Raw genomic sequence first — 13870 nt, forward strand, 5'->3', positions numbered from 1 at the left:
ACCTGTAGAAGATTGTTTAAGAAGGAAACTACCTTGTCTAAACCTACCTTAGCCGTCGCGTTGATCGTAAAAAATGAAGAGAAGCACCTGAAAGCTTGTCTAGACACAGTAAAAGATTGGGTCGATGAGATTGTTCTTCTAGATTCAGGTAGCACTGATACCACTGAAGAAATCGCTAGGCAGTATACTGATAAGTTTTATACAAATTTAGAATGGCCTGGGTTTGGCAAACAACGCCAACTTGCTCAAGACTATGTGGAATCGGATTTCGTGCTTTGGTTGGATGCCGATGAGCGTGTTACCGATGAATTACGCCAAGACATACTCAACGCAATCAGCCAACACTGCGATAAAAACATTTATCGTGTGAACCGACTGACGACAGCCTTTGCAAAAGAGATTCGTTACTCAGGCTGGTCGCCTGATTGGGTTGTACGTTTATACAAAACATCAGAAACGAAATATAACGACGCGCTCGTTCATGAAAGCGTTGTTATTCCCGATGGCTTTAAAGTAGTTTCGTTAAATGGCCGTTTGAAGCATTTTACTTATGAAAAGCTTGGCGAGTACACGCGAAAAACCCAACTGTACATGCAATCTTGGGCAGACCAGCGTGAAGGTAAAAAGTCAGCCTCACTTTTTAGTGCATTTACCCATGGTTTCTTCCGTTTCTTCAAAATGTATATTATCAAACGTGGCTTCTTAGATGGTCGACATGGTTTTTTACTCGCCGTACTGAGTGCAAATACAACCTTTACTCGCTATGCAGACCTGTGGCTGCGTGATTACGTCAAAAAACATAATAAAGAGCAATAACATGAACATTTGCCACGTTAACTTAGCTTCTGGATACCATGGTGGCGAGAATCAGACGCTGCAACTCATTAAGCAGCAAGTAAAGCTCGGCTATCAACTGACAGTTGTTGCAAACCCTAAAGGCCCTTTCGCCGATGCGGTAAAAGCGTTAGGCGTTAAAGTGGTATTAGCGAACCACTTTACCAAAGCACACTCAAAATCTATCACTGAGGATTGTGCTCTGATCCATGTGCATGAGGGACGTGCCATTTATTGGGCTCTGATCCAACATATGCTCTACGGCAAACCATATATCGTCACTCGCCGAATCGACAACGCATTGAAAAAGAAATGGTTGGCAAACTTAGCCTATTCGAAAGCCTCCGCTGTGGTAGGTTTAAGTACTGAAATAGTTCAGAGAGTGAAAGACGCTTACCCGACTTCAGTAACCTACAAAATCCCAAGTTCACCGGTGACATACCCTGCTAACGCTGCAACTGTACAAGCAATTAGAGACCGCTTCGCAGGCAAATTTATAGTGATACATGGAGCAAACATGCTGAAACATAAAGGCTTCAATGTCACTGTCGACGCGGCAAGGCTGTTAGAAAAATCCGCACCCTTTGTCCATTTTTGTTTGCTAGGTGATGGCTCAGAGAGAGAGGCTCTTGAGTCTCAAGCACAAGGCCTAACTAACATCAGTTTCGAGGGAAAACAAAGCAATATGGGTGATTGGTTTGCTGCGGCAGATTTGCAGGTTCATCCTTCTTACACAGAGGGGCTGGGCTCTGTCATTTTGGAAGGCATGGGCTCTGGTTTACCTGTTATAGGTACTAATGCAGGTGGTATCCCTGACATCATCGACCACAATTCAAACGGCTTACTTGTTGAACCAGGTAATGCGCAAGAGTTGGCGAATGCAATAATGAAGATCGCTCAAGATGAAAAGCTTCAACAAGAATTCATCGCCAATGGGCAAGAGAAACTGAAGTTATTTGATATCAACTACACTGCTAACCAATACGTAGATGTTTACGAGAAAGTTTTACGATGAAAAAAGTCATTTACCCAGGAACATTTGACCCAATCACTAACGGCCACCTAGATATCATTACGCGTGCCGCAAACATGTTCGATCAAATTATTATCGGTGTCGCAGCAAGTCCTTCGAAAAAAACACTGTTTAGCCTAGAAGAACGAGTAAAACTTGTTGAAGAATCAACAGCGCACTTAAGTAATGTCTCAACCGCTGGTTTTAGTGGCTTACTGGTTGATTTTGCTCGTGAGCAAGAAGCAAATGTGCTGGTGCGCGGCCTTAGAACAACTGTCGACTTTGAATACGAATTTGGCCTGACGAGCATGTACCGCAAACTATTACCAGGTGTTGAGAGCGTGTTCCTGACACCTGCAGAAGAGTATGCTTTTCTCTCTTCTACCATCGTCCGTGAAGTAGCAATCCATGGCGGTGATGTCGAGCAGTTTGTGCCAAAATGTGTTTATACAGCTATCAAAACAAAGGTAGCCAAATGAGCTTCACTAAATTCAAATACTATTCCAGCAACTCATTAATATCGCTCATTCCCGCCTCGCTTTTTCGACTGTATGCCAAAAGAAAGCTAAAGGCATACGACGACAATGAGCAAAGTGACATTCAAGCTAGAGTCAAATATTACAACAAGATCATAGAGCAATTTGAAGTAGGCAATAAAGGAACTAAAGTCGGTAGTTTTAAGAAAACTAGTGGGACAACATATTACTTCGATTTACTCAAAGTCATTAAAGGCTTTCCGTCAAACTTCGCTTTTCATTACCTCAACGGTGATGTTCGACACGTCCCAGATGAGCCGACATTTGTGAAAAGTCGCCCCATTAGCGACGATAATGGCAACTCAGTAATATTAAAATTAAATGCAATTCGACACTTTTACTTTGTTCGCGATAAATTGTCATTTGAAGCAAAGAAAAATATGGTAGCTTGGCGTGGTGTAGGATTCCAACCACGTAGACAGGTTGTGTTACAGAAATTTCATGATCATCCAATGTGCAATATTGGCCAGACTCGACCTTTAGATAGAAACCCATGGGAGAAAGAGTTTATGTCAATAGAAGAGCAACTTACTTACAAGTTCCTTTTGGCCATTGAAGGAAATGACGTTGCCACCAACCTTAAATGGGCAATGTCCTCAAATTCACTAGTGCTCATGTCGAAGCCAACTTGCGAAACTTGGTTTATGGAGGGTCGCCTCGAAGCGGGCATTCACTATGTTGAAGTTGCGGATGACTACTCTGATTTAATTGAGAAAATGGAGTACTACATCGCGCATCCAAAAGAAGCTGAAAGCATCATCAAAAACGCTCACGCATGGATCGATCAGTTCCGAGATCAAAAACGCGAGCGTTTAATTTCATTATTGGTCGCGAAAAAATACTTCGAAAAATCAGGACAAATGTAATCTTGTCCTTCCTCTCTCAAGTTTTTACTTCTGACATTCCCCGCAGAAGAAGGTATTGCGTTGGCCTATCTTTTGTTCTTGGAGAGCTTCACCGCATTCTGGGCATGGCTCTCCGGCTTTTCCATAAACTAATAACTCTTGTGCGAAGTAGCCCGGTTTGCCATCAGCTTGGGCGAAGTCTTTCAATGTGGTTCCGCCTTGCTGGATAGCAATCTCTAGCGTAGCTTTGATGTTCTCCACCAGCAATTGCCACTCCTTCTTAGTTAGTTTTCCTGCCGGGCGAGTGGGATGAATGCGTGATTTAAACAAAGACTCGTTGGCGTAGATGTTTCCTACTCCGACGACGATTTTGTTGTCCATGATGAACTGCTTAATCGCAACACGCTTACCTTTGGCTTTCTCCGCCACGTAGTCGGCGTTGAACTCTTCAGTCAAAGGCTCTGGTCCCATATGACCTAAAACTGCGTGTGGCTCATTGGGCGCACTCCACAACCATGCGCCAAAGCGACGTGGATCGTTGTAGCGCAGCACTTTGCCATTGCTCAGTTTGAGATCCACATGATCGTGCTTTGCTGGAGGAAAATCAGCGTCAAGCACACGCAGTGAACCCGACATGCCTAAGTGAACAATCGCAGTTCCTTCATCCGTTTCTATCAACAGATACTTAGCGCGGCGACTGATATTACGAATCACCTGCCCTTCTAGCTTTTTGAGCTCTTGAGGGATATCCCAACGCAGTTTCGGGGTTCTGAATACAAATGCCTTGATCGTTTGGCCAATCATATGTGGACTGATGCCCATTCGGCTTACTTCAACTTCAGGTAATTCAGGCATTTGATTCTCCTTACAGCGCTAAGAACTTTGATACTGGATGGCTAGCATAATCGAAAAAAGTTAAGACAAATACTGGTGATGCAAAGGGTTATTGCCAAGAACGTTACTTGGGCATGATGTAATTGCCATCAACAGAAATCGCAATCCATTTCCCCTGCCAGTTTTTAAACAACCAAAAATCGTCAAGACGATAGAACGTCACTCGCTGTGGTTCCTCGAGCCCTTGATACCAAATTTCGATGCTTTCCGGTGATGATAAGCGCGGCTTTAACTGCTCGTATTGCTCTAGTGTCAGCTCAGTACCTTTCAATGACTGCCAACGAGTCACAAGCTCTTGTACGGGAATATTCGCTTTAATGTTCGATTGCCATTGGCCATTCTGCTTATCTAATTCCCAACCGGCATAGTAGATAGCACTGACGTCATGATCAGAGCGCAGCAAGTTTGGATAAGGATCCGCTGCTTCTTCAATAAGGTAAGATTTGATCCATGTTGGCGCATTGAGGATCAGCATAAATACGATGATGCCTAGGATAAGAATGTTATTCCAACGACGGCGGCGAGCCGGACTTACACGCATAGTGGTTCCTAATCTCAAGTAGTTAGAGACAAACTATCAAAGCTCATCAATCTTGACTAGAACATCTGTATGCAAACGTGGTGAGGATGGAAATGAAGGGGAGATGGAGGAATTTTAGGTAATAAAAAACCCAACTCGAAAGCTGGGTTTTTCAAATCATCAAAGAGATAAAACCAATTATTTGATTTTAGCTTCTTTGTACATAACGTGCTGGCGTACAACTGGATCAAATTTCTTGATCTCAAATTTGCCTGGCATGTTACGCTTGTTCTTATCAGTTGTGTAGAAGTGGCCTGTACCTGCTGAAGATACTAGACGGATTTTCTCACGAACGCCTTTCTTTGCCATTGCCTATTTCCTCTTAAACGTTTTCGCCACGTGCACGCATATCAGCAAGAACAGTATCAATACCCTTCTTGTCGATGATACGCATACCTTTTGCAGATAGGCGTAGTTTAACAAAACGTTTTTCGCTCTCTACCCAGAAACGATGAGTTTGTAGGTTCGGCAGAAAACGACGCTTAGTAGCATTTCGTGCGTGTGAACGGTTGTTACCCGTTACTGGACGCTTACCAGTTACTTGGCATACTCGTGACATGAATGTCTTCTCCAAAATCGTTTCAGCTCGATATCAACCTTGGTGGCCGAACCTCTCTATTTCTTGGAAAGAAGTTAGAGGTTAAGAACCGCTATGGAAAATCCATACAAGGCTATCAAAGGTCGCGCATTATACTAACTTGATATGCATTGCTCAAGACCCGAACAGATCCTTTTTACAGGTTTTCGTGATCTTTTTTTAGACAGCAGGTTTTTTCTAGCAGTCCAAGCTGAATTCAGTTAAAAATTTAGTGGCGAGGATGATAGCAGATTTTTAGCAACTAACAACCTAAAAAACGCACAGTTATATCCAACCTCTTTCGGCAAAAGAGACGCTTTCCCCATCTCCGATAACGAAATGGTCCAAAATTCGAATATCCACCAGCGCTAAAGCGTCGATTAAACGCCGGGTAATCCCTCTATCTGCTTGGCTAGGTTCCGCCACACCTGACGGGTGGTTGTGAGCCAAAATCAATGCAGCGGCGTTGTGGTGCAAGGCGCGTTTGACGACTTCTCTCGGATAAACCGATGCAGCATCGAGTGTTCCTTCGAATAAAATCTCATCTTTTATTACCCGATGTTGGTTATCTAAGAAAAGAATGTAAAAAGCCTCTCTTTGTCGGTCTCTTAATATAGAAGAAAGATAAAGTTTGGTTTGTTCTGGGCTGGTTAACGCATCACCACGTTTTAATGTTTCGGCTAAATAGCGTTGCGTCATTTCCAAAACGGCTTGTAACTGGACGTATTTCGCTTGCCCTAGCCCTTTATGCTGGCAAAACTCTTTCTCTGAGGCAGAAAACAGCTGGCGAAGCGATCCAAAGTCTTGGAGCAGAAAGTCCGCTAATTCGATGACGTTCATACCTTGCGTGCCAGTGCGCAGGAAAATAGCCAGTAATTCGGCATCCGACAACGCTTGTGGTCCGCGTTTAAGTAATTTCTCTCTGGGCATGGACTCGTTGGGCAAGGTTTTCAGTGTCATTAGGCGGTTCTCTCTATAAGTGAGCGCCTATTGCACAAAATAAAAAGCGAAAGTCGAACCTGACTTTCGCTTTTTTCGTTAACCACTGCTTTTCAATGTAATCGAGCAATCCATCAAAGCTTGAAGTTTCCAACCAGATCGTGAATTTCAGATCCTGACTGCGATAACTGAGTACTGATGCTTTGCGCATGCTGAAGCGTGTCATTAATACGATTCACGATTTGTTGAATCGCCACTAGATTCTGGTTGATGTCCTCAGCAACCGCACTTTGCTCTTCTGCTGCAGAAGCGGTTTGGATACCCATATCTCGAATTGTACCAATAGAATGATGCACGCCAGACAGTGATTGCTGAATCATTGAGGACTCTTCAACGGTCTTCGCGCCGCGCTCTTGGCTCGCAGCCATGGTAGTGACAGCTCTTGATACGCCCGTTTGTAATTGCTTGAGCATATCGCCAATCTCATGAGTACTGTTCTGCGTTCGACTTGCTAGCGAGCGAACCTCATCGGCCACCACAGCAAAACCTCTTCCTTGCTCGCCAGCTCGTGCGGCTTCAATCGCTGCATTCAATGCGAGTAAGTTGGTCTGCTCGGCAATTTCTCCAATCACATCGAGCACCTTGGTAATTTGCTCGGTCTGTTGACTCAGTTCTGCAATCGCCTCAGAGGTACTGTTCACTTCATCGACTAACTTGCTAATGCCATCAATCGCTTGATCGACTTCGCGCTGCGCTTCAGTAACTTGTCCGTTCGCATCATCAATCGCCTGCGCCGTAGCATTGGTATTACTAGCGACTTCTTTAGCTGTCATGCTCATTTGCGTTACGGCCGTCACCACCTTATTGGTTTCCAGACAATGGTTTTGCATTTGAGCACTGGCTTGAGAGGTTTGCTGATCCAATTGTCCAGAGACGCTTTGGACTGTATTGGCAGAACGTTGTATGTCCTGCATAAGCGGATGTAGCTTATCCATGAACTCATTAAATGCCGAGGCCACCTCACCGACTTCATCTTTACTTTCGATTTTCAGACGAGCCGTCAGATCACCGCCACCCGCAGCCACATCTTGTAAGGACGCCGCAATGTGTTGCAGTGGTTGGATACCTTTAGAAACGATAATACTGGTAAGCACGCTAGTGATAATAAGGCCAATGACCGAGATGGTTACCGCAGAGAGCGTATGTTCATTCAACTCTTGTGTGCGCAGTTCACGCTGCATCGCCACTTGCTGATCAATATCATCTATATAGATGCCCGTACCAAGCACCCAGTCCCACTTAGACAGGTATTCGGCATAACCTAATTTTGGTGCTTGCGCATCGATGGTTGGTTTATGCCAAGAGAAATAAAGGAAGCCATCGCCATTCTTAGACGCATCAATCAATCCGCCAATTACTGCCACGCCATTTTCATCTTTCAAACCGATAAGGTTTTTACCTTCTAGAGACGGCTTAATCGCATGCAGCGTGTTAACCCCTTTCGAATCATAAGCAAAGAAATAACCATCGCTTTCAAAACGCATCGCTTTGAGAATTTCTTTTGCCGCTTGTTTGTTATTGCCGTTTACGTCCGTATCGTAAAGCGGCTTTATCGCTGTAACCCCCATCATCATGTAGGCTTGCAGCTCTTTCTTGCGTGTATCAATTAACTCTTGTCTATCCCGAGCCAATTCAGCTTCTAAGCTATTACTGCCGTTGATGTAATAGACCACCGAGATCAATGTGGTGATCAACAACAAAGGGATCAGAGTCACCAGCAGCAATTTACTTCGACTTTTCAGCACCATCTTATTCCACTACCTCATTATTGTTATTTTTCCCCTTCTATCTTGCAGAGCGGGCAAAGATTGTCTGTGAAGTAAGCAAAAGTTTTATATAAGGCTCAGCAATTAATATTCTGTAGTTTGATATGGATTAGCTTCTCATCAGATTTGCTTGGACGATGAGAGATTCAGTTGTGCTAAACTCGTCGCCAGAAAAATTGGAGATCTCACATGCAAACACTAGCAGGAAAGAAAATTCTACTCGGCATCAGTGGCGGTATTGCCGCGTATAAATGTGCGGAGCTAACCCGTCGCCTAATAGAAAGAGGCGCGCAAGTTCAAGTAGTGATGACCAAAGCGGCGAAGGAGTTCATTACTCCCTTAACTATGCAGGCAGTCTCTGGGCGTCCGGTGTCGGACAGCTTGCTAGACCCAGCAGCAGAAGCGTCGATGGGTCACATTGAACTGGCAAAATGGGCAGATTTGGTTCTTCTTGCACCTGCAACCGCAGATTTGATTGCACGTATGTCGGCAGGCATGGGTAATGATTTGCTCACCACGTTAGTACTTGCGACAGATTCACCAGTAGCGGTATCTCCGGCGATGAATCAACAGATGTACCGCAATGTCGCAACTCAAGAAAACATCGCGACACTGGCACGCCGTGGTATGCACATTTGGGGCCCTGCGGCCGGTGAGCAAGCATGTGGTGATGTTGGTCCAGGTCGAATGCTAGAGCCAATGCAATTAGTGCACCTGTGTGAGCAGTTCTTCCAACCGAAACTGTTGGCAGGAAAATCGGTACTGATCACCGCAGGTCCAACTCGTGAAGCGATTGACCCAGTACGTTACATTTCTAACCACAGCTCAGGAAAGATGGGCTTTGCACTAGCAAATGCAGCAGCACAACTAGGTGCGAAGGTCACGCTAGTCAGTGGGCCTGTCAGCTTGAATACGCCAGCGGGTGTTGAGCGTATCAATGTTGCAAGTGCACAAGAGATGCATGATGCAGTAATGGCTCACGCGCCTAGTCACGATGCTTTCATTAGCTGCGCCGCCGTAGCCGATTACCGTCCAGAAAACGTGGCGTCTCAAAAGTTGAAAAAGACCAAAAACAACGATGAGATGACCATCAACATGGTCAAAAATCCTGATATCGTAGCGACCGTCGCCAATATGACAGAGCAACGTCCATTCACAGTTGGTTTTGCAGCAGAGACCAACGACGTAGAAACCTACGCTCGCGGTAAGCTGGTAAAGAAAAACCTCGATATGATTTGTGCGAACGATGTTTCTGTTGAAGGCCAAGGTTTTAACAGTAACGACAACGCCATCATTTTATTCTGGCCAGAAGGCGAGCAGGCGTTGGCACTAGAATCCAAAGAAGCGCTAAGTTTCAGAATTTTGGAAAAAATGCACGAATTGATGTAATTGCCATTCGCTTTTCATAGAAAACTGGCACAAATTTGGTACAAACATGACAAGTGAGGGTGTTAAAGCTCCCATTACCTCCTCACTGGTCTAGTTTGATGCCAAAGAGCGTCTTATAATCCCCTCCGCTCAACTTTGTATTTTGAAAGGAAGTAACTAAATGGCCGGCAGTAAAAAATCCAATCGTCGTGAAGAAATCTTGCAAGCTCTCGCGCAGATGCTTGAATCTACAGAAGGCGCTTCACGCATTACTACGGCAAAATTGGCGAAACAGGTCGGTGTTTCAGAAGCGGCACTTTACCGCCACTTCCCTAGTAAAGCTCGCATGTTTGAAGGCTTGATTGAGTTCATCGAAGAAGCACTCATGACACGCATCAACCGTATTTTGGATGATGAGAAAGACACACTAGAGCGTATTCGCATGGTAATGCACCTTATCTTGGCATTCTCAGAACGTAACCCAGGTTTGACACGCATTCTTTCTGGCCATGCTCTAATGTTTGAAAATGAGCGCCTACGCGATCGCATCAACCAACTGTTTGAACGCATTGAAACACAGCTTCGTCAGATCCTGCGTGAACGTAAGATCCGTGAAGGCAAATCGTTCCCAGTGGAAGAGCGCATTTTGGCGGCTCAAATCCTAGGACAAGTTGAAGGCAGCTTGAACCGCTTTGTTCGTAGTGATTTCAAATACCAACCAACTGCGAACTTTGACGAGTATTGGGCACTTCTTAGCGCACAAATTAAGTAGAGATTATGAGTAAAGACAAATTCACTAAGCCGGAGTTTTCTCTTTCCCTTCTCCACCCTCGTAACTGGGGTGTTTGGCTCGGCTTTGGCTTTTTGGCTATCGTGGTCAATATCCTTCCATACCGCATGTTGCTGTCGTTAGGTCGCACGCTTGGCCATATTGGCATGCGTTACGGCAAAGGTCGTGTCCATGTTGCGACACGTAACCTTGAGCTGGCTTTCCCAGATAAAACGCCTGAAGAGATCCAACACATCGTTGAAGAGAACTTCAAGAATACCGGTATGGCGCTGATCGAAACCGGCATCACTTGGTTCTGGCCAACGTGGCGTTTCAAAACTCTGATTGTCGAGAAAGATCTGGGTGCGCTGCATGAGAGAAATGCAGAAGGCAAAGGCGTATTGCTGTGCTGCGTGCACGCACTCAATCTTGAAATCACGGCGCGTGCCTTTGCAGTACTTGGCGTGGCGGGTTACGGCGCATTTCGTCCACACAACAACCCTGCTTACAACTTCATTCAGTACTGGGGGCGCACACACAACGGCAATAAGCTGATTGATCGTAAAGACGTCAAACAGATGATTCGTGTTCTACGTAGCGGTGAGCGTTTGTTCTACTTACCGGACCACGATTACGGTCGTAACAAGTCAGTATTCGTGCCTTTCTTCGCAGTTGAAGACGCTTGTACCACGACAGGCACCAGCATTCTGGCTTACACGTCTAAGTGCTCGATTATTCCGGGCTCTGGCTTCCGTAATGAAGATGGCAAGTATGAAATCATCGCTGATAAGTGCATTGAAGCCGACTACCCGAAAAAAGACGAAGTTGCGGCAGCGGCTTACATGAACACTTTTGTGGAAGAAGTAATTCTGCGCGCACCAGAGCAGTGGATGTGGCTGCACAAACGCTACAAGACCATGGCTGATGAAACTACGCCAAAAGGCATTCGCTATAAGTAAGTGATAAAGACAAAAGAAAGGGGTTGATGGATATCCACCAGCCCCTTTTTCTTTAATGATGAAACAACAATTAAATACCGTATTCTGCGCGGTACGCTTTTACTGCTTCTAGGTGCTCTTTGTCTGTACCTTTCTCTTCAAGGAAAGTCACAAGGTCAGTCAGGCTTACGATTGAGATGATTGCACAACCAAAGTCACGCTCTACTTCTTGAATCGCAGACAACTCACCTTTGCCTTTTTCTTGACGGTCAATCGCAACCAACACACCTGCTAGGTCCGCACCGTTTGCTTGGATGATTTCCATTGATTCACGAATCGCTGTACCTGCAGTGATTACGTCATCTACTAGCATGATACGACCTTCAAGCGCCGAGCCTACAAGGTTGCCGCCTTCGCCATGATCTTTTGCTTCTTTACGGTTGAAGCAGTAAGGTGTGTCGATATCGTGGTGATCCGCTAGCGCTACTGCTGTTGTCGTCGCGATTGGGATACCTTTGTAAGCAGGGCCAAATAGTACATCAAACTCAATGCCTGAATCCGCCAACGCTGCTGCGTAAAAACGACCAAGACGCGCTAGGTCACGACCAGTATTGAAAAGACCAGCGTTAAAGAAGTACGGGCTTTTACGGCCTGATTTCAAAGTAAACTCACCAAACTTAAGAACTTCTTTCTCAAGTGCAAACTCAATAAATTCACGCTGGTATGCTTTCATTATTTTCTCTCTAAATACGGGCTTGGTATCCATATTCCCAAGCAGTTAATAAACACTAATGCGTTATCTCCTAAGTAGATGGATTTACAGCTAGGCAGCAAGTTTTTCTATCCCTATGAGCATAGTCTTCTATGTAATTAGGGTAGAAAAGCGCAGCGAACAACGCTGTAGATTCATATACGACGGAGATAAAAAAATAGCCCCCATAATGGGAGCTATCTAAATCAATTGGCTAACGCCGCCTTCTGCGCTGCGACAATTTCCGTAATGCCGACTTTCGCCGACTCTAACAGAGCCATCAGTTGCTCGTGACTGAACGGTTCACCTTCTGCGGTGCCCTGAATTTCAATCATCTTGCCTTCTTCTGTCATCACAACGTTCATGTCTGTGTCTGCCGCTGAATCTTCAACGTACTCAAGGTCACACAGAACATCATCACCTAACAAACCAACTGAAACTGCCGCTACGTGGCCTTTCATTGGGTTTGCTTTTAGCTTGCCGCTATCCACTAGGTGTTGGAACGCATCTGCCATTGCAACGCTTGCGCCGCTGATAGATGCAGTGCGAGTGCCGCCGTCTGCTTGGATAACATCACAGTCAACTGTGATCATGAACTCACCCATCGCTTGTAGATCAACCACAGCGCGTAGGCTGCGTGCGATCAAGCGTTGGATTTCCATTGTACGACCGCCTTGCTTACCGTTCGCTGCTTCACGACGAGTACGCGAGTGAGTTGCACGAGGTAGCATGCCGTATTCAGCCGTTACCCAGCCTTTACCTTGACCTTTTAGCCAACGAGGCACAGATTCTTCAACGGTCGCATTACACAACACTTTGGTGTTACCAAATTCAACTAACACTGAGCCTTCAGCGTAAGCTGTGTAGTTACGAGTAATTTTGATTGGGCGAACTTGATCCGCCTTGCGATCGTTTGGACGCATGGGCATCTACCTTAAGTAATGAGGAGAAGACGATTTGGTTGGGCGCAGATTATAACGGAATCGATTAAATAAAGCTATCTGGACAATCTCGACTCAGAATAGCAAAGCCACTGCCATCTTGCTGTGCTACTATTGCGGGGTAATTTTCAGCAAATTAGAAGACAGGAAAATTCAATGATTTACAGTATGACAGCGTACGCGCGTAAAGAAGTGAAAGGCGATTGGGGGAGCGCAGTGTGGGAAATCCGCAGTGTAAACCAACGCTACCTAGAAACTTACTTCCGTATGCCTGAGCAGTTCCGTGCTCTTGAACCAGTACTGCGTGAGCGTTTTCGTAAGCGCCTAGCACGCGGCAAAGTAGAATGTAGCCTGCGTTTTGAAGCGAACCCAGCAGCAAAAGCTGAACTAAGCATCAATGAAACACTGGCAAACCAAGTGATCAAAGCCGCAGAGCAAGTGATGCACATGACTGGCGAACTGAGCCGCATCAACCCATTCCAAGTAATGCAATGGCCTGGTGTAATGGAAACGCCAGAGCAAAACATGGATGAAGTAAACAAAGAACTGCTTGCTGCTTTTGACGAAGCAATCAACGAGTTCATCGAAGCGCGTGGTCGTGAAGGCGACAACATGAAAGCGCTTATCGAGCAACGCCTAGAAGCGATCACATCAGAAGTCGTGAAAGTGCGCGCACGCATGCCAGAAATCCTAGAGTGGCAACGTGAGCGTCTGTTCTCGAAGTTTGAAGATGCGAAAGTAGAGCTAGACCCATCTCGCGTTGAGCAAGAGCTTATCCTTCTGGCACAGAAATCAGACGTAGCAGAAGAGCTAGATCGTCTTGATTCTCACGTGAAAGAAACCACAAACATCCTGAAGAAAGGTGGCGCAGTCGGTCGTCGCCTAGATTTCATGATGCAAGAGTTCAACCGTGAGTCGAACACGCTCGCGTCAAAATCAATCAGCACAGACATCACTGCGTCAGGTGTTGAACTGAAAGTTCTGATTGAGCAAATGCGTGAACAGATTCAGAACATCGAATAATAAAAGACCTCGATGAGTGACCCGTCCTAATATAGGT

At 45.5% G+C, this 13870-nt stretch carries 16 protein-coding genes; 8 read left to right on the plus strand and 8 right to left on the minus strand.

The genetic code is table 11. The annotated features are described in order from the left end of the window. Nucleotides 1-33: 33 nt before the first annotated feature. From H735_RS24460 to H735_RS24475, 4 genes are read left to right on the plus strand one after another with little or no spacing between them, the layout of a single operon-like run. The gene (locus H735_RS24460; protein WP_020195871.1) at nt 34-816 is read left to right on the plus strand and encodes a glycosyltransferase family 2 protein; all 783 of its coding nucleotides are present in this window, start codon (nt 34-36) and stop codon (nt 814-816) included. A 1-nt stretch (nt 817) separates the two neighbouring features. Further along, on the plus strand, nt 818-1849 hold the full coding sequence (locus tag H735_RS24465; protein WP_020195872.1) for a glycosyltransferase family 4 protein: 1032 nt from the start codon (nt 818-820) through the stop codon (nt 1847-1849). Next, nucleotides 1846-2325 (plus strand): pantetheine-phosphate adenylyltransferase, encoded by a 480-nt coding sequence (coaD, locus tag H735_RS24470; RefSeq protein WP_012126816.1) that lies wholly within the window; start codon nt 1846-1848, stop codon nt 2323-2325. The genes H735_RS24465 and coaD overlap by 4 nt, the downstream gene beginning before the upstream one ends. Beyond that, a complete protein-coding gene (locus H735_RS24475; protein WP_020195873.1) occupies nt 2322-3248 on the plus strand; it encodes a glycosyl transferase family 90 in 927 nt (308 codons plus the stop codon). Before coaD ends, H735_RS24475 begins: the two co-directional genes overlap by 4 nt. A gap of 24 nt (nt 3249-3272) precedes the next feature. On the opposite strand, the gene mutM is transcribed toward H735_RS24475, so the two are convergent. From mutM to H735_RS24505, 6 genes are all read right to left on the minus strand, one after another. After that, nucleotides 3273-4082, minus strand: a complete 810-nt coding sequence (gene mutM, locus H735_RS24480) for a bifunctional DNA-formamidopyrimidine glycosylase/DNA-(apurinic or apyrimidinic site) lyase (RefSeq protein ID WP_020195874.1) — start codon at nt 4080-4082, stop codon at nt 3273-3275. A gap of 103 nt (nt 4083-4185) precedes the next feature. After that, on the minus strand, nt 4186-4662 hold the full coding sequence (locus H735_RS24485; RefSeq protein WP_020195875.1) for a hypothetical protein: 477 nt from the start codon (nt 4660-4662) through the stop codon (nt 4186-4188). A gap of 177 nt (nt 4663-4839) precedes the next feature. Then, nucleotides 4840-5010, minus strand: a complete 171-nt coding sequence (gene rpmG / locus H735_RS24490; protein WP_004410866.1) for a 50S ribosomal protein L33 — start codon at nt 5008-5010, stop codon at nt 4840-4842. Between the two features lie 13 nt (nt 5011-5023). Beyond that, a complete protein-coding gene (gene rpmB / locus H735_RS24495) occupies nt 5024-5260 on the minus strand; it encodes a 50S ribosomal protein L28 (protein WP_005384783.1) in 237 nt (78 codons plus the stop codon). Nucleotides 5261-5563: 303 nt separating this feature from the next. Then, entirely contained in the window at nt 5564-6238 is a 675-nt protein-coding gene (radC, locus tag H735_RS24500) for a RadC family protein (protein WP_020195876.1), read from the minus strand. 113 nt (nt 6239-6351) lie between these two features. Next, nucleotides 6352-8025: a methyl-accepting chemotaxis protein gene (locus H735_RS24505; protein ID WP_020195877.1), complete on the minus strand. Its 1674-nt coding sequence runs from the start codon at nt 8023-8025 to the stop codon at nt 6352-6354. Between the two features lie 207 nt (nt 8026-8232). On the opposite strand from H735_RS24505, the gene coaBC reads away from it, so the two are divergent. The 3 genes from coaBC to H735_RS24520 all read left to right on the plus strand — a co-directional run bounded on the left by coaBC (nt 8233) and on the right by H735_RS24520 (nt 11139). Continuing rightward, entirely contained in the window at nt 8233-9432 is a 1200-nt protein-coding gene (gene coaBC, locus H735_RS24510) for a bifunctional phosphopantothenoylcysteine decarboxylase/phosphopantothenate--cysteine ligase CoaBC (protein WP_020195878.1), read from the plus strand. A 160-nt stretch (nt 9433-9592) separates the two neighbouring features. Continuing rightward, nucleotides 9593-10183 (plus strand): nucleoid occlusion factor SlmA, encoded by a 591-nt coding sequence (gene slmA / locus H735_RS24515; protein WP_005434407.1) that lies wholly within the window; start codon nt 9593-9595, stop codon nt 10181-10183. 5 nt (nt 10184-10188) lie between these two features. Beyond that, nucleotides 10189-11139: a Kdo(2)-lipid IV(A) acyltransferase gene (locus H735_RS24520; RefSeq protein WP_020195879.1), complete on the plus strand. Its 951-nt coding sequence runs from the start codon at nt 10189-10191 to the stop codon at nt 11137-11139. Nucleotides 11140-11209: 70 nt separating this feature from the next. Here the strand turns inward: H735_RS24520 and pyrE are convergent, their stop codons facing one another. Further along, the gene (gene pyrE / locus H735_RS24525) at nt 11210-11851 is read right to left on the minus strand and encodes an orotate phosphoribosyltransferase (protein ID WP_005379384.1); all 642 of its coding nucleotides are present in this window, start codon (nt 11849-11851) and stop codon (nt 11210-11212) included. 224 nt (nt 11852-12075) lie between these two features. Further along, nucleotides 12076-12792, minus strand: a complete 717-nt coding sequence (rph, locus tag H735_RS24530) for a ribonuclease PH (RefSeq protein ID WP_005430192.1) — start codon at nt 12790-12792, stop codon at nt 12076-12078. 174 nt (nt 12793-12966) lie between these two features. Here rph and H735_RS24535 point away from each other — a divergent pair, with 174 nt between their 5' ends. After that, entirely contained in the window at nt 12967-13833 is an 867-nt protein-coding gene (locus H735_RS24535) for a YicC/YloC family endoribonuclease (protein ID WP_005430199.1), read from the plus strand. Nucleotides 13834-13870: the final 37 nt, after the last annotated feature.

It is taken from the genome of Vibrio owensii CAIM 1854 = LMG 25443, assembly GCF_000817815.1.
Taxonomy (GTDB): Bacteria; Pseudomonadota; Gammaproteobacteria; order Enterobacterales; family Vibrionaceae; genus Vibrio; species Vibrio owensii.